This window comes from Gelidimonas diazotrophica (assembly GCF_055694025.1).
The window spans coordinates 1,496,287-1,511,450 of record NZ_CM146349.1; the positions used below are offsets into that span (position 1 = coordinate 1,496,287).

General features: G+C 53.3%; 14 protein-coding genes. 6 read left to right on the forward strand and 8 right to left on the reverse strand.

Annotated features, from left to right (window positions below):
• Window positions 1-7 precede the first annotated feature (7 nt).
• Together KGFNPO_RS06925 and KGFNPO_RS06930 are read right to left on the reverse strand one after the other, a co-directional pair.
• Window positions 8-1,882, reverse strand: a complete 1,875-nt coding sequence (locus tag KGFNPO_RS06925) for an Hsp70 family protein (protein ID WP_472633867.1) — start codon at window positions 1,880-1,882, stop codon at window positions 8-10.
• The gene (locus KGFNPO_RS06930) at window positions 1,879-2,478 is read right to left on the reverse strand and encodes a DUF2760 domain-containing protein (protein WP_472633869.1); all 600 of its coding nucleotides are present in this window, start codon (window positions 2,476-2,478) and stop codon (window positions 1,879-1,881) included. Before KGFNPO_RS06930 ends, KGFNPO_RS06925 begins: the two co-directional genes overlap by 4 nt.
• A gap of 1,044 nt (window positions 2,479-3,522) precedes the next feature.
• On the opposite strand from KGFNPO_RS06930, the gene KGFNPO_RS06935 reads away from it, so the two are divergent.
• The 5 genes from KGFNPO_RS06935 (at window position 3,523) to KGFNPO_RS06955 (ending at window position 8,604) form a co-directional block, all read left to right on the forward strand.
• Complete coding sequence (locus KGFNPO_RS06935; RefSeq protein WP_472633871.1) at window positions 3,523-4,863, forward strand: protoporphyrinogen/coproporphyrinogen oxidase; 1,341 nt, start codon at window positions 3,523-3,525, stop codon at window positions 4,861-4,863.
• A gap of 150 nt (window positions 4,864-5,013) precedes the next feature.
• On the forward strand, window positions 5,014-5,316 hold the full coding sequence (locus KGFNPO_RS06940; protein ID WP_472633873.1) for a hypothetical protein: 303 nt from the start codon (window positions 5,014-5,016) through the stop codon (window positions 5,314-5,316).
• A 25-nt stretch (window positions 5,317-5,341) separates the two neighbouring features.
• Window positions 5,342-6,727, forward strand: coding sequence for a replicative DNA helicase (locus tag KGFNPO_RS06945; RefSeq protein ID WP_472612683.1), 1,386 nt, complete (start codon window positions 5,342-5,344; stop codon window positions 6,725-6,727).
• Window positions 6,728-6,818: 91 nt separating this feature from the next.
• Window positions 6,819-7,445: a DUF47 domain-containing protein gene (locus KGFNPO_RS06950; protein ID WP_472633875.1), complete on the forward strand. Its 627-nt coding sequence runs from the start codon at window positions 6,819-6,821 to the stop codon at window positions 7,443-7,445.
• Window positions 7,446-7,596: 151 nt separating this feature from the next.
• Entirely contained in the window at window positions 7,597-8,604 is a 1,008-nt protein-coding gene (locus KGFNPO_RS06955) for an inorganic phosphate transporter (protein ID WP_472633877.1), read from the forward strand.
• Between the two features lie 64 nt (window positions 8,605-8,668).
• On the opposite strand, the gene KGFNPO_RS06960 is transcribed toward KGFNPO_RS06955, so the two are convergent.
• The gene (locus KGFNPO_RS06960) at window positions 8,669-10,420 is read right to left on the reverse strand and encodes a PhoH family protein (protein WP_472633879.1); all 1,752 of its coding nucleotides are present in this window, start codon (window positions 10,418-10,420) and stop codon (window positions 8,669-8,671) included.
• A gap of 18 nt (window positions 10,421-10,438) precedes the next feature.
• Here KGFNPO_RS06960 and KGFNPO_RS06965 point away from each other — a divergent pair, with 18 nt between their 5' ends.
• A complete protein-coding gene (locus tag KGFNPO_RS06965; RefSeq protein WP_472633881.1) occupies window positions 10,439-10,618 on the forward strand; it encodes a hypothetical protein in 180 nt (59 codons plus the stop codon).
• Here the strand turns inward: KGFNPO_RS06965 and KGFNPO_RS06970 are convergent.
• The 5 genes from KGFNPO_RS06970 to KGFNPO_RS06990 all read right to left on the reverse strand — a co-directional run bounded on the left by KGFNPO_RS06970 (window position 10,599) and on the right by KGFNPO_RS06990 (window position 15,118).
• Entirely contained in the window at window positions 10,599-11,054 is a 456-nt protein-coding gene (locus KGFNPO_RS06970; RefSeq protein ID WP_472634409.1) for a peroxiredoxin, read from the reverse strand. The two genes, KGFNPO_RS06965 and KGFNPO_RS06970, sit on opposite strands and share 20 nt — an antisense overlap.
• Window positions 11,055-11,202: 148 nt before the next feature.
• Window positions 11,203-12,144, reverse strand: a complete 942-nt coding sequence (locus KGFNPO_RS06975) for a polysaccharide deacetylase family protein (protein WP_472633883.1) — start codon at window positions 12,142-12,144, stop codon at window positions 11,203-11,205.
• 16 nt (window positions 12,145-12,160) lie between these two features.
• A complete protein-coding gene (locus tag KGFNPO_RS06980; RefSeq protein ID WP_472633885.1) occupies window positions 12,161-13,213 on the reverse strand; it encodes a bifunctional UDP-4-keto-pentose/UDP-xylose synthase in 1,053 nt (350 codons plus the stop codon).
• 16 nt (window positions 13,214-13,229) lie between these two features.
• Window positions 13,230-14,132, reverse strand: a complete 903-nt coding sequence (locus KGFNPO_RS06985; RefSeq protein ID WP_472633887.1) for a formyltransferase — start codon at window positions 14,130-14,132, stop codon at window positions 13,230-13,232.
• Window positions 14,129-15,118, reverse strand: a complete 990-nt coding sequence (locus KGFNPO_RS06990; RefSeq protein WP_472633889.1) for a glycosyltransferase — start codon at window positions 15,116-15,118, stop codon at window positions 14,129-14,131. Before KGFNPO_RS06990 ends, KGFNPO_RS06985 begins: the two co-directional genes overlap by 4 nt.
• Window positions 15,119-15,164: the final 46 nt, after the last annotated feature.

A 15,164-nucleotide genomic window follows, 5' to 3' on the forward strand; every position in this document is an offset into this window, starting at 1 on the left:
CGCGCCATCAGGATGGGTTGTTGCCGCGCACATCGAACTCCATGTTCCAACGCTGGCCGCCGCTAGTGGAAACTGCCGTCAGTTCGAGGGTGCCAGCTTCGGTGGCTTTGGCGTGCAGTATCACTTGGACGATTTCGCCGGGTTGCCGGCCTTCTGTCGGCAGCGTGGCACGGATTTCATCGAGTTCTTGCAGTTCGCCTGGCTGCCAGAAGTCGAGCATGGCGCCGATCTGATCCTGACGCCGTACCGACGAGCCGAAGAACCGTAGAAACACCGGTTCGCCGACCACCAAGCCGAATTCCTGCGTCGACAGTTCTGCTTCCGTTCCTTCTTCCATGCCGAACTGCGCCACGCACAGCGCATGCACCGGTGGCGCCATGCCGGGTACCGCGGGCATGGCCGATTCCACCGCGACATAGTAGGCGCGAGCAGTGCCGCCGCGGATGCGTACGCCGGCTCCGCGCCGGACATAGCCGTAATAAGCCGCGCCAAGCGCCACCGCCAGATCGAGGTCGGCACCTGCCAACATGCGCGCTGCTGGTGCGCCTTCTGCGGCGAGCCAGTCATTAATCGTATTGAGCGTGCGCTCGGCCAGCAAGCTGGATTTGAATACGCCGCCGTTGAACAGCACGGCGGTCGGATGCAGGAAGCTGACGCTGGCATCGTCCGCATCGCCTGTATCTTCGTGGTCGGCAAAGCCTTCCAGATCGGCGGTCGCGGCCACTTGGCGTCCGAGAAATGCTGCCAGATGGGACGTGATGGCAGCATCCTGGGCATACGGCAGGCCGAGGCGGGTGAGGGCGGCACGGGCCCGAACGGTCGGGCGCGCTGCGGCGTCCACTTGCGGGAAAAAGCCTTCCAGAATGGTCGCGGTGACTTCTTGTCTTGTCAGTTCAGAGCGGATTGCGCCTTTGATCAGCTTCGCGCCGCGGCTGGGGACGACTAACGGCAGCGCCTCAAGCTCTGGATCGCTCAACAACGCTTCCTTGGCGGAGCGGCAGGCATAAGTCAGCGCACGCAATTGCCACGGATCAAGGCTGGTGCCATCGTCAGCCAGCTTTCTTGCCACGACATGGGCCAGCGCCAGATCCATATTGTCGCCGCCTAACAGGATATGGTCGCCCACGGCAACCCGGTTCAGCTCCAGATTTCCCTCTTGCGAGGTAACGGCAATCAAGGACAAGTCGCTGGTGCCGCCGCCGACGTCGATGACCAAAATGATATCGCCTGTCTTGACATCTTGGCGCCACTGTCCGGCGCTGGTTTGTATCCAGTTATACAGCGCGGCCTGCGGTTCTTCGAGCAAGGTCATTGCGCCATAACCGGCCGCTTTGGCCGCTTCGGCGGTCAGTTCCCGCGCTGCCGGATCGAATGAAGCGGGAATCGTGACGGTAATATCCTGCTGCTCGAACGGCGCTTCGGGATGGGCCTGATCCCATGCTGCGCGCAAATGCGACAAATAGCGGATGGAGGCTTCGAGCGGCGACACGCGTGCCACTTCCGGCGGCGCATCGTTGGGCAGAATCGCGGCCCGGCGATCCACTCCAGAATGACAAAGCCAGCTTTTTGCGCTCGACACCAGACGTATCGGCGTGGTTGCTCCCCGGCTGCGCGCCATTTCGCCCACCGCGTAGTCGACATCATTATCCGTGTTGCTCCAGGGCAGGCTCAGGTCGCCTGGGGCAAGTTCATCGGCGTGCGGCAAGTAGAGGAAAGAAGGGAGCAAGGACGGCTCTTCGACCGCGCCCGGTGCCGTGAGTTGCGGAATTGCGAGAACGCCGTGGCTGGTTTCTTCGCCGTCACAAGCGGCGATATCGACGAAAGCCAGCGCGCAGTGGGTCGTGCCGAGGTCGATGCCAATGGCAAAACGCGGTTCGCTCATAGTTCCACCTCCGCTTGCGCACAAATGCCTGCGTCGTGACTGTCAGCCAATTTCGGCAGCCGCACGTCGGTGGCGCGCCAGCCTCGATGGCTGATACTGCCGTGAAATGGCGGTTTGCCGACCACATTGCCGGTGAGCCGGATGGCGCGCGCGTCAAACCCTTCGTTCAGAGTGATGCGGCTGCCTTCCGCTTCTGGGCGCACCGGCTCGATGGTGAAATGCTCGCGCAGCACTTTGCGGCAACCTTCATGCACCACGCGGGCGGCGGCACCGATGTCGGCGTCGGAATAGTCGGTCAGGTTTTCTTCGGTGAAATCGATCAGACGCGCATCCCGCTGCAACAACCCTAGCAACTGTAGCGCTGCATCGGTGGGCGCTTCCCGCATTGGACGCGGCGCAGGTTTCGGCGCTTCATGGACTGGGGCCGAAGTTGGCGTGGTAGCCGGAGGCTGCACGCCATTCTGGCGCAAGCCATCGACCCGTGCGGCAAACTTGGCATCGGAAAGAATGGAGAAAAAGGCCCCGAATGCAATAGGAATTCTGCGGAAAAAGGATGGCGTCGGATTCTGCTGCGGTGATGTATTCGAGTTGCTCATTCGTTGCTCCTGAGTGCTTCGGCATTAAGGCCGAATAAAAGGGTGTTTGCCTGTAGCGCAAGCGTTATTTTGGGCTTGATACCAGTTTGGTCTTGCCTGAAGATAAAAACGGGCCGCAAATGCGGCCCGTTAAATCCTACCTTGACATCACTTTCGCTACGGCTTTGCTGGAGGTATTTTTTCTATAGCCTGCGATAACTGGTTCGTGTCTTTGACGGCATGAAATACGATTTGTGCAATGGCGTACTTGGTGCTAATTCATAGTGGTTTGTAACCGGCATTTACATGGCCGATGGCAGATGATCGGTTTCAGCATTGCAACACCTGAATGCGGAATTCTTCCGTACGCCCTATAAATGGTGCGTCGCAATAATTACTATTGTAGCCGAAGATTTAAACAGAATATTTTCTGGGGAAGAGAAACAGGAGTCCTATTGATTTATCTCTATAAGTTGGCTGGATTGGTCATGGCGTGCGGATAAAGCCGCTGCCGGCACTTGATTGACCTGGATGCAGCGTAAATCCCCTTCGTTCAGAGCGCCTCGGATAAATTTTCAACTGCAAATTTTGTCGCGTTGCAACCTTGTGGCTATAAGCTTCAAATTGATAACCGATGTTACGCATCGTCTATGAAAGATCCGAAAACACGAAAAAGGCGCGTACCGCGGATAATATTTTAAAAAATAGGGTGTATTACTATTTTCATGGCACTTTGCGCATATTTATATTGACTATATAAAATATACTCCAATAAATATGCGAAAAATAGATGAATCTGCCAGGACAATTCGCGAACAAACTGTCCGAGTTTTTTAGGTAAATTAGCCAGCAGCCGGGCCAAGACCGCCACGCGATTTTCGAACTGGCTGAACGCGCCAAAGCTGCAGATACCGATATTCGCCTGTCAACAATCAGGCGCAATTGTGATGTGTCCCGCAACAAGTCCGACGCCTTGTCTTCCTGTGTGTTTGGGTACAGCAAGATGGCGTGCTGTGGGCTGTGTAATATTGCAAGCAATTCCTAAACTCTATTCATTAGATTCTTATGTCAAACACGCATTCACCACTGGTAATAGTCATCGGCGCCGGAATTGCCGGTCTTACTGCCGCGCATTATCTTGCTAATGCCGGAATGCGCGTCAAAGTTCTGGAGGCATCCGAACGCGTGGGCGGCCGGATGACGACGGATGCGGTGAACGGTTTTTTGGTAGATCGCGGGGCTCAGTTCCTGTCGAGCGAATACAAGCTTTTGCTGGCTCTCGCTGCTGAATTTGGATTGGAAAACAACATCCGCGAGACTTCGCCCTGGAGCGCGATTGTGCGCAATGGAAAAATACGCCGAATGCGCGCCGACAACCCGTTTCATGCGTTGACAAGTGGCCTATTAGGTATGTCGGCGTGGCTCAAGCTGGGCTGGCGTAGCTGGCAATTGCGCCATTCTCTGAACTCTTTAGCGCTCAACGACTACAGCCAATGGTCATCTTTCGATACTGAATCCGTATCGTCCTGGACTAATCGGGAGATCGCCCAATCTGTAACAGAATATTTGTTCGAGCCAATGTTGCACGGGTTCTACTTCCAGGAGCCAGAAGAAGCTTCCCTGTCCTTGTCGTTAGCGCTGTTGGCGTTTGGGTTCAGGCGTGGACGCACCCTCGCGCTTTCCGGTGGAATCGGGACGTTGCCGGAGGCGATTGCATCGCGATTGGATGTAGTTCTTGACTCTCCCGTCATCTCGATAGAAAGCGGCACCGATTCGGTAACTATCACGACAGGCACTTCACGGATGAAAGCTGATTATGTGATTCTGGCAATCCCCGCTACAGATGCGCAGCGCCTTTATTCCAGTGGCGACCAGATTACCCGTCGTCTTATGGCAACCCGCTACAGCTCGAACATCAATGTTGCGGTCATGACGAATGATCGTTTTCGTTTGCCTGACGGCTTAAGGGCTGTTTATGGTTTGCTTATTCCGCGCATCGAACGCCGGAACATCGTCGCCATTGGCATTGAATCGAACAAGAACCGAGATTGCGTCCCGCAGGGGCAATTATTGAACATCATGCTGTCCGACACAGCATCCAAGTCCATGATGTCAATGACAGATGATGTCATCGCCAACGTCGTGATGCTGGAAGCGGAGAAATTTTTTCCCGGACTATCTACGCAAATTGCCATGACCCGGATATACCGTTGGAAACAGGCTGAACCTTATTCGCACGTAGGCAGAGCAAAGGATTTATTGCACTACAGGAAGAATTGCCATCCGTTCGATCAGCGTGTGCTGTTGGCGGGTGACTATATGAGCATGCCTTTTACCGAAGGCGCAGCTGAATCGGGAAAATGGGCCGCTGAACAAATTGGCAAGGCTGTAAGCCGCACACCGTAAGGCGTCAATAAGCGCAGCGCATTGCGCCCGAATGTTGTGTGCCAAATTCCTAAAATAACGACGGCCAGTTAAGCAATCTTCTGCTGGGCTGGATGACGCAACGCCAGCGAACTGACAGGATAATTTTTTCCGGATTATGACGGAGTTGGCTTGCTAAATTACGTACGCCTTGTTGAAAAATCTCAGTCGGCAATTGAGTTCTGGTTAATGCCAGGTTGGTCAGAACTATTGCAGAAATATGGAAGTAACGGCGTATGGCAAAAAACCAGGAAAGATTTCAATGCCGCGCTTGCACACCTCGAAAAGAGTGGTATACCTTTAGAATTAACTAGGCAATGTCAGGCTTTATCAACGCATGGTTTGGCATTGGAGTGGAGCATGAGGCGGTTTGGCTTCAAGCGTGAGGCAATGAGGATTGCTGCTAAGATCGATAACGACTCAAATCGAACCTGAATGCGAGAGCGGTATAATGCGCGCCATGAATAATCGTTCCGATCCTCAACTAGAATCTCTTCGCGTACCGCCGCACTCCATTGAAGCAGAACAATCAGTATTGGGTGGTTTGCTGCTTGATAATGCGGCCTGGGACAGGATTGCCGACTTTTTACATAATGACGATTTTTACCGCTTTGACCATCGCGTCATTTTTCAGCATATCGTTAAACTGATTAACGGCTCCAGACCAGCCGACGTGATTACCGTTTTTGAAGCCTTGACCAGTGTGGGTAAGGCTGAAGAAGTCGGCGGCTTGTCCTACCTGAATGCGCTGGCCCAAAACACACCGTCTGCCGCCAATATTCGCCGTTATGCAGAAATCGTGCGCGATCGGGGAGTGTTGCGCAAGTTGATTACGGTATCTGATGAAATTTCCGGCCAAGCCTTTAATCCGCAGGGCAAGGAAGTCAAGCAGATGCTGGATGAGGCTGAATCTAAAATCTTCGCAATCGCCGAAGAAGGCTCCCGTGGTGCGCAAGGCTTCCAGGAAATCCAGCCCCTGCTAACCCAGGTGGTCGAGCGTATCGATGAGCTTTACAACCGCGACAACCAGAACGACATCACAGGTGTTCCGACTGGATTTACCGATCTGGATCGAATGACGTCCGGCTTGCAGCCAGGCGACTTGGTTATCGTGGCTGGGCGACCATCCATGGGTAAAACCGCTTTTTCAATCAATATCGGAGAGCATGTCGCCATTGAAAGCGGTCTACCGGTAGCAGTGTTCTCGATGGAAATGGGGGGTACGCAACTGGCCATGCGGATGTTGGGCTCGGTCGGTCGTCTGGATCAGCACCGGTTACGCACCGGACGACTGGCCGATGAGGATTGGCCGCGCCTGACCCACGCGATCCAGAAGATGAATGATGCGCAGCTTTATATCGACGAGACGCCGGCGCTGAATTCGATCGAGCTGCGCGCTCGTTCCCGTCGCTTGTCGCGTCAGTGCGGCAAACTCGGCCTGATCATCGTCGATTACCTGCAATTGATGTCGGCCAATAGTTCAGGTGAAAATCGCGCTACCGAGATTTCAGAAATTTCGCGCAGTCTGAAGGGTTTAGCCAAGGAATTGAATTGCCCTGTGATCGCTTTGTCTCAGCTGAATCGTTCGCTTGAGCAGCGCCCCAACAAGCGGCCGGTGATGTCGGATTTACGGGAGTCCGGCGCGATTGAGCAAGATGCCGACGTAATCCTTTTCATTTATCGCGATGAAGTATACAACCCCGATTCGCCCGACAAAGGGACCGCTGAAATCATCATAGGCAAGCAGCGTAACGGACCGATTGGCAGCGTGCGGCTGACCTTTATGGGGCAATACACCAAATTTGATAACTATACCGGTGGGCAAAATTTCCAGGGCGGCGATTGAGCGACGTTTTATTTTTGAGTTTGTATCGGTAGTAGTGCCGATTTCCCAGTAAATTTTCATTTAGCGCTGCAGAACAAAAGAAAGAATAAATATGTTCGGACGTTTTATGCCTACCGAAGGCAAGTTTTTTGATTTGTTTTGCCAGCATGCCGATCTGTGCGTGCAGGGCGCGCAAGAAATGGTCGCGTTGATGACAAATTTCGATGACATTGATAAGCGTGCACATGCTATCGAGGTCCTTGAAAAACAGGCAGACAAGGTGACCCATGAAACTATTGATCTGCTTCATAAAACTTTCATTACGCCGCTTGATCGTGACGATATTCATCAATTGATCACGCGTATGGACGATATCCTCGACCTGCTCGAGGATGCAGCGCAGACAGTTTCACTGTATGACATCAAGGCCATTACGCCCGAGGCGAAACGGTTGGCAGAGCTATGCCTGGAGTGCACCGAGAAAGTTAAAGTTGCAGTTTCCCTGTTGCATAACATGGATAACTCGGAAAAAATGCTATCAATCTGCGAGGAAATCGATCGTCTGGAATCGGATGCGGATCATGTGATGCGTGCCGCCATGTCGAAACTGTTTCGTGATGAACCTGACGTGCGCAATCTGATCAAGTTAAAAGCTATTTACGAAATTCTCGAAACAGTCACAGACCGTTGTGAGGATGTTGCCAATATTATTGAGGGCATCATTGTAGAGAATGCGTAGCGTTCTTAAGCTAATTCCAAGTATGACAAGTCGGGTTTGGCATCTAGCCTGATTTTGGCGCTTGAGGGCCGCGCGGTGTCACAAATCCCCAACAATTATTTGCTCTCCCGATGCACTCTTTGTGCGTGCATCAAAATGTTAAACGGATTCCATGCATACACTTCAAATCAGCATGTATGTGCTCGCCTTACTGATCGCGCTGGCGTTGTTGTTCGACTTCATGAATGGTTTTCATGATGCTGCAAACGCCATTGCAACGGTCGTATCAACAGGAGTCCTGAAGCCGCAAACTGCGGTGGCAATGGCAGCCTTGTTCAACTTTGTCGCAATTCTCATCTTTCAGCTGAAAGTGGCGTCGACGGTTGGCAAGGGCACCATTGACCCGCAGGTGATTGATCATTATGTGGTTTTCGGCGCCCTGATCGGAGCAATTTGCTGGAATTTTCTGACCTGGTATTACGGCATTCCTTCATCATCGTCCCATGCCTTAATTGGCGGCCTGATTGGTGCCGCAGTGGCAAAATCGGGAACAGACTCGCTGATGATGGCCGGTTTGCTGAAAATCATAGCTTTCATCGTATTGTCACCCTTGCTGGGCTTCATTTTTGGTTCAATCATGATGCTACTGGTTTCATGGTTATTCGTACGATCGACGCCGCGCCGGGTGGATAAATGGTTTCGTCGCATGCAATTGTTTTCGGCATCGATGTACAGCCTAGGGCACGGTGGCAATGATGCGCAAAAAACCATGGGGGTCATCTGGATGCTGCTGATTGCTTCCGGATCTCTTGGAGCGCATGACCCTTTGCCGCTTTGGGTCATCATCTCCTGCTATAGCGCAATTAGTTTCGGTACCCTGTTCGGCGGCTGGCGCATCGTCAAAACGATGGGGCAGCGCATCACGAAACTCAAACCGGTTGGCGGTTTTTGCGCTGAAACCGGCGGCGCGATGACACTGTTCTTGGCAACGGCGCTGGGAGTTCCCGTCTCGACCACACATACCATTACCGGTGCGATTGTCGGGGTTGGTTCGGTGCAAAAAATGTCAGCCGTGCGCTGGGGCGTGGCCGGTAATATTGTGTGGGCATGGATTTTCACGATTCCCGCATCTGCTTTCGTTGCTGCCATTGCCTGGTGGATAGGCACGAAGATTCTATAAATTATTGCGCAAAAAAAACCACCGAATTAATTCGGTGGTTTTTTTTAGTATCCAAAAACGAATGCTATAACACCTCGCTTGCGTGATCTGCCAAACGTGAACGTTCGCCACGCGCCAGCGTTACATGACCGCTGTGGTCCCACCCCTTGAATCGATCAACAACATAGGTCAGACCGCTGGAGCCTTCAGTCAGGTAAGGGGTATCGATTTGCGCGATATTGCCCAGGCAGATGATCTTGGTGCCGGGGCCGGCGCGCGTAATCAGTGTTTTCAATTGCTTGGGCGTCAGATTTTGTGCTTCGTCGATGATCAGAAACTTGTTGACGAAAGTGCGGCCGCGCATGAAATTGAGCGATTTGATCTTGATGCGCGAGCGTATCAAATCCTGCGTCGCTGCCCGGCCCCAGTCGCCGGCATCGGTATCTGATTTGTTCAGGACTTCAAGATTGTCGTCGAATGCGCCCATCCATGGCGACATTTTTTCCTCTTCGGTACCCGGCAAGAATCCTATGTCTTCGCCTACCGGCACGGTCACCCGGGTCACGATGATTTCGTTGTAGAGCTTGGTTTCGAGTACTTGTGCCAATCCGGATGCAAGTGCTAGCAAGGTTTTCCCGGTGCCAGCCTGACCCAGCAGGGTGACGAAATCACATTCCGGGTCCATTAACAGATTGAGTGCAAAGTTCTGCTCGCGATTGCGTGATGTAATTCCCCATACGCTGTTTTTAACGTGCCCATAGTCGCGCAGAGTTTGCAGAACGGCTGTTTTTCCATTGATTTGCCGAACATGGGCATACAAAGGCGTTTCACCGTTTTGGGGTTCCAGATAAACAAATTGATTGAGAAGAAATGACGGCACTATTGGCCCGGTGATGCGGTAGAAAGTGGTGCCTGTGCCGTTCTTGTTCTCTTGCCATGACTCCATGTTCTTGCTGTGCTTGTCCCAAAAATCGTCGGGCAGCTGCAATATCCCTGAGTAGAGCAGGTCGGTATCTTCCATGACATGGTCATTGAAGTAGTCTTCTGCCGGCAACCCCATCGCACGCGCCTTGATACGCATGTTGATGTCTTTCGAGACCAGCACAATGGCGCGGCCAGGCTGTTGCGCTTCCAGCGCACGCACCACAGCGAGAATCTGGTTATCCGCCTTGCCGACCGGCAGTCCTTCCGGCAAGGTTGCGATTTGCAGTTTGGTCTGGAAGAACAGGCGACCTTTAGCTTCCTTGTTGCCAAGTTTGGCCAGTGGAATGCCATCTTCAATCGCATTGTCAGGAGTGTTCGCTACCAGCGCATCGAGTGAACGTGACACTTGGCGCGCGTTGCGGGCGACTTCTGACATGCCCTTTTTATGATCGTCCAGTTCTTCCAGCGTCATCATCGGCAGATAGACGTCATGTTCCTCGAAACGGAACAACGATGCCGGATCATGCATCAGGACATTGGTGTCCAGCACAAAGAGTTTATGCACGCCAGCTTTGTCGGCAGCACGGCTGGTACTCGATTTCAGGTGACGCTCGATCGGTTTTGCTTGCAACAAGGCTGCTTTTGCTGCGGGTGTGGTCTTGCTACGGAGGGTGCGTGCTTGCGGTGTTGCCGTCGCAGCTGCAGTTACAGTTGCCGTTTCAACTTTAGACCGGGCCTGCTTTGTCTGCTCTGGCGCAGCTTCAACCGGCGCCAGTATCACTTGCTTTATCAGTTGCGGCGCAGCTTCAACAGGTGCCAGTATCGGCTTGATGAATTTGCCTTTGGCCGCTTTCGGGTAGTCTGTCGGTGACAGTATTGTGGCGGGCTTGTTTGGCATTTTTGGCAGTGGCATCAGAACCTCAAATTAAAAATGTTTGAAAAGAATCCATACACCAGCTTGCAAGCGGTTGCGGGAAAAATGGTAGATTTGATGCTAAATCGTGAAGCAAAAAAGCCGTCTGGGATGGCGGCATGTCCGATCCACAAACGGCTTCCTGTAAAAATATATTGTGATTCAATGGTTGTTCTAATCAAGAAAGATTTTTCGTGAATTCCAGTACTTCATCAACGTGTCCAGCGACTTTTACTCCACGCCATTCTTTCACTAATTGACCGGTTGCGTCAATCAGGAAGGTACTGCGTTCGATGCCGCGGACGGTTTTGCCGTACATGCTTTTCATTTTCATTACACCGAAAAGCGTGCAAATCGCTTCATCCGGATCGGAGAGGAGTTCGAATGGCATATCCAGTTTAGCCTTGAAACCTTCATGCGAGCGAATGCTGTCTCTGCTCAGGCCGAAAATTTCGGTATTGGTTTGCTGGAATTCTGTGAAAAGATCGCGAAAGGCGATGCTTTCGGTGGTGCAACCCGGCGTGTTGTCTTTGGGATAAAAGAACAATACGACGTTCTTGCCTTTGTATTCGGAGAGTCTGAATGTTTTTTCACTGGTCATCGCTGCGGTAAGTTCCGGCAACTTCTGACCCATTTCGACGCAACTGTCTGCCAAGGTATGCTCCTGTATTGTTGTGTGATTATTGCCATTGCGCAAACCTGCTCATGTCTTCGCTTATTTGCGCTATGGCATGGCGCGCAACGGCCGGGGCGCATGTATCAAATAAATCTTACCGCCTGAATTAAATGCCTGGAACGATTAATTGGCCTGAGCGTCCTGGCAACTCAGCCCAGTTGAGCGGATGCGTTGGTAACCTCATGCCTTTAATTTTTCGATGCAATTGCGCCATCGATATGCATTTATAACCTTGCTTCTGCCAGCCCAGTAGCAATTGTTCCAAAATGGGGGCAAATTTCTGACCTTCAAGTTCGGCGTGCAAAGTGTAGACATGGTCACGCGGCGATTGCGTCAATTTGAGTAGTGTATCGGCAATATTTGACAGTGTAATGACTTCACCGTTTATGGTTCGCCCCAGCATTTCATCCAGCGTCGGCAGCGTGGTCGGCATCTGGATGCAGGACAGCGTTTTGCCAGAGACTTGCAGCTTGTATGGCCCTGCATTCGGGTCAATGAGCGCGCCGGATTCGCTCAACATGGCCCGAGTGTCAGACGCATAAGCGATGCCGAATGCATCGAGTTGCGCGAACGCACATTCGTTCATCTGCCAACCGGCTGCACCGTGAGTTTGCGGTTTCTGGCCGAAAATGGTCCTGAAGCGCTCGCATGACTGCAGCATCTGGCGTTGTGTCCAGGCGACATTTGCAGCGCGCACATTATCTTGCCAGAGCACATGATCCCAGGTGTGAATACCGCATTCGAAGCCGGCATCCTGCACTGCACGCATTTCTGCAGCGCACTCCAGACCAATGTCGGGTGCGGGCAGCAATACGCCGTACATCAGGGTTTTCAACCCGTAATGTTCGACCACTGAAGTGCGCGATACCTTCTTGAAGAAACCGGGCCGAAACGCCCGGCGCAACGCCCAACCGGTATGATCCGGGCCGAGCGAGAACAGGAAGGTTGCATTGGCATTGTGCTTTTTCAGCAGGCGCACCAAATGTGGTACGCCTTCCCGGGTGCCGCGGTAAGTGTCAACGTCGATTTTTAAGGTGATGGAAGGCAAGGCGGTCTGCAATCGATTAATCCATCAACGCGCGGGCTTGTGCGACCTGGCCGCGATATGCATCAAAGATGCTCCGCAGCGCATCGGCCATGGTGGTGGTCGGCTGCCAGTCCAGTTCTTCACAGGTATTGGTAATTTTCGGCACCCGGTTCTGTACGTCCTGGTAGCCTGCACCGTAATAGGCTCCGGCGGTGGTTTCGAGCAATTGCACCTGTTTGACGGATTCTGCGTATTCCGGATATTCGGTCGCCAGCGCCAACATCATGTTGGCCAGATCGCGAATTGAATAATTGTTCAGCGGATTGCCGATATTGTAAATTTTGCCGCTGGCGACGCCATTTTCATTGGCGATGATTTTCATCAGGGCATCGATACCGTCACCCACGTGCGTGAACGCGCGTTTCTGTGATCCGCCGTCTACCAGTGAAATATTTTCACCGCGCACGATGTGGCCAAAGAACTGGGTTACCACGCGCGACGAGCCTTCTTTCGGCGTATGAATCGAATCGAGGCCGGCGCCGATCCAGTTGAACGGACGAAACAGCGTGAAATTCAAGCCTTCCATGCCGTAGCCCCAGATCACGCGGTCCATCAATTGCTTGGAGCAGGAGTAAATCCAGCGCGGCTTGTTGATCGGGCCGCAAATTAGCTCTGAGTTTTCCGGATCGAATTCTTCGTCGTGGCACATTCCATACACTTCGGAAGTGGATGGAAACACCAGATGTTTGCCGTATTTTGCGGCAGATCGCACGATCGGCAGGTTTGCTTCGAAATCGAGTTCGAATACGCGCAGAGGTTGCTTGACGTAAGTCGCTGGCGTGGCGATGGCGACCAAAGGCAGGATCACATCGCATTTCTTGACGTGGTATTCGACCCATTCCTTGTTGATCGTGATATCGCCTTCAAAAAAATGCATGCGCGACTTGTATTCCGGATTTTCGATCAGATCCGCGATGCGGTCCGTCATCATATCCATGCCGTAGACGTGCCAGTCGGTGGTTTCCAGAATGCGCTTGGACAGATGGTGGCCAATAAAGCCGTTGACGCCGAGAATGAGAACTTTTTTCATTGTTTACTCTAATTTTTTATTGATTTACAAGGAATGCCTGGAGCTCTTGTGGTGAGATGGCTTTGCCTTCGCACAATAGCGCGTGGATGTTTAGCGTGCGGCCATCGCCGCAAACGCCCAGAATGGCATTATCCTCCACCGCCAAGCCTGGCGGCAAATCCGCTCGGGCCAGGGTGCCCAAGCGGGCGCTGCCGATAACAAAATTCTTGCCTTGGATTTCAGTGAAGGCGCCCGGGTAGGGCGGTGCGACTGCCCGGTGCAGGTTGTAGACCGCCTGTGCCGGTTGTGACCAGTCAATGCGGCCGTCTTCCGGTTTGCGTCCGCCGAAGTAGCTGCCTTGCGACAGGTCGTTTTGCAATTGTGGTGCATTGCCTGCCAAAAGCGCCGGCAATGCATTCCAAAGCGTTTGCTCGGCAGCGACCGTTAGCTTGCCGAACACGTCATACGCGGTGTCGTCCGGCAGAATGGGTACCGCAGTTTGCGCGATGATGCCGCCGGCATCCGGTTTTGCGGCCATTTGGTGCAAAGTGGCGCCGGTTTCGGTTTCGCCGTGCAGCACGGCCCAGTTGACTGGTACGCGACCGCGATATTTGGGCAGCAGCGAGCCGTGCATATTGTAGGCACCGTATCTGGCGAGTGCCAGCAGGGCGACCGGCAGCATATGGCGGTAATAAAAGCTGAAAATGAAATCGGGCTGCAGCGCCTGTATCCGTGCGAATAATGCAGGCGAATTCGGGTCGTCCGGCTTCACGCAGGCAATCCCATGTTCGCGGCAGAGCGCGGCGACCGATTCGAACCAAATGGTTTCAGCCGGATTATCTTCATGGCTGACTACCAGTGCTACATCCACTCCGCGCGCCAGCAATACTTTCAGGCAGCGCACGCCGACATTGTGATAGGCGAAAACCACCGCTTTCATGCTTGCTCCGGGATGCTGGCCGATTCTTTTTTCCCCTGGCGCCGCTCGATGAAAGGCGGTTCCTGCAGCACGGTTTTAACCACATATTGCGGTCTGCCGCGCACTTGCTGGAAGATGCGCCCGACATATTCGCCGAGCAAGCCGATGCCAAACAAGACCACCCCCAACATGAAAAATACGATGGCAAACAGGGTGAAGACACCTTCGGCTTCCGCGCCCAGCAAGAAGCGGCGCACCAGCAACAGCAGCACCAGCAGCCCCGAGGCGACGGACAGGATCATGCCGACCATCGAGAACAATTGCAAAGGCACCAGCGAAAATCCGGTCATCAGGTCAAAATTCAGACGGATCAGGCTGTACAGCGAATACTTTGATTCGCCGGCCACGCGCTCTTCGTGTTCGACTACGATTTCGGTCGGTTTGCGGGCAAAAGTGTAGGCCAGCGCCGGCACGAAGGTATTGACTTCGCTGCACTGGTTGATCAGGTCGATGACATTGCGGCCGTAGGCGCGCAGCATATTGCCCTGGTCGGTGATCTTGATATGGGTAATTTTTTCGCGCAGGCGGTTCATGGCCTTGGAGGCGTAGGTGCGCCACGCAGCGTCTTGCCGGATGCGGCGAATCGAACCGACGTAGTCATAGCCTTCGCGCATCTTGGCGACCAGGTTGCCGATTTCTTCCGGCGGATTTTGCAGGTCGGCGTCGAGCGTAACGGTGATTTCACCGCGGGATGCTTCGAAGCCGGCCAGAATCGCCATGTGCTGACCATAATTCCCGTTCAGCAGCACGACCCTGGTGACGTCGGGGCGCAGGCGGAACTGGTCGGCCAGCAGCGCCGGCGAATTGTCGCGGCTGCCATCGTTGACGAAAATGATTTCATAGCACAGACCCAGCGCATCCAGCGCCGGGTAAAGCCGCGCGTACAGCTTGGACAAGCCTGCTTCTTCGTTGTATATCGGGATGACGACGGAAAGTTCTGGTTTCATTTTTTTGCCTGCGCCCCAGCAGCCACAGGAAGCAAAAAGGAGTTGT

Excerpts from the sequence above, each read along its gene's own strand:
- KGFNPO_RS06960 (WP_472633879.1), bottom strand. The coding sequence starts at position 10,420 with ATGCCACTGCCAAAAATGCCAAACAAGCCCGCCACAATACTGTCACCG.
- KGFNPO_RS06930 (WP_472633869.1), bottom strand. The coding sequence starts at position 2,478 with ATGAGCAACTCGAATACATCACCGCAGCAGAATCCGACGCCATCCTTT.
- KGFNPO_RS06925 (WP_472633867.1), bottom strand. The coding sequence starts at position 1,882 with ATGAGCGAACCGCGTTTTGCCATTGGCATCGACCTCGGCACGACCCAC.
- KGFNPO_RS06955 (WP_472633877.1), top strand. The coding sequence starts at position 7,597 with ATGCATACACTTCAAATCAGCATGTATGTGCTCGCCTTACTGATCGCG.
- KGFNPO_RS06965 (WP_472633881.1), top strand. The coding sequence starts at position 10,439 with ATGTTTGAAAAGAATCCATACACCAGCTTGCAAGCGGTTGCGGGAAAA.
- KGFNPO_RS06970 (WP_472634409.1), bottom strand. The coding sequence starts at position 11,054 with ATGGGTCAGAAGTTGCCGGAACTTACCGCAGCGATGACCAGTGAAAAA.
- KGFNPO_RS06950 (WP_472633875.1), top strand. The coding sequence starts at position 6,819 with ATGTTCGGACGTTTTATGCCTACCGAAGGCAAGTTTTTTGATTTGTTT.
- KGFNPO_RS06990 (WP_472633889.1), bottom strand. The coding sequence starts at position 15,118 with ATGAAACCAGAACTTTCCGTCGTCATCCCGATATACAACGAAGAAGCA.
- KGFNPO_RS06985 (WP_472633887.1), bottom strand. The coding sequence starts at position 14,132 with ATGAAAGCGGTGGTTTTCGCCTATCACAATGTCGGCGTGCGCTGCCTG.
- KGFNPO_RS06980 (WP_472633885.1), bottom strand. The coding sequence starts at position 13,213 with ATGAAAAAAGTTCTCATTCTCGGCGTCAACGGCTTTATTGGCCACCAT.
- KGFNPO_RS06935 (WP_472633871.1), top strand. The coding sequence starts at position 3,523 with ATGTCAAACACGCATTCACCACTGGTAATAGTCATCGGCGCCGGAATT.
- KGFNPO_RS06945 (WP_472612683.1), top strand. The coding sequence starts at position 5,342 with ATGAATAATCGTTCCGATCCTCAACTAGAATCTCTTCGCGTACCGCCG.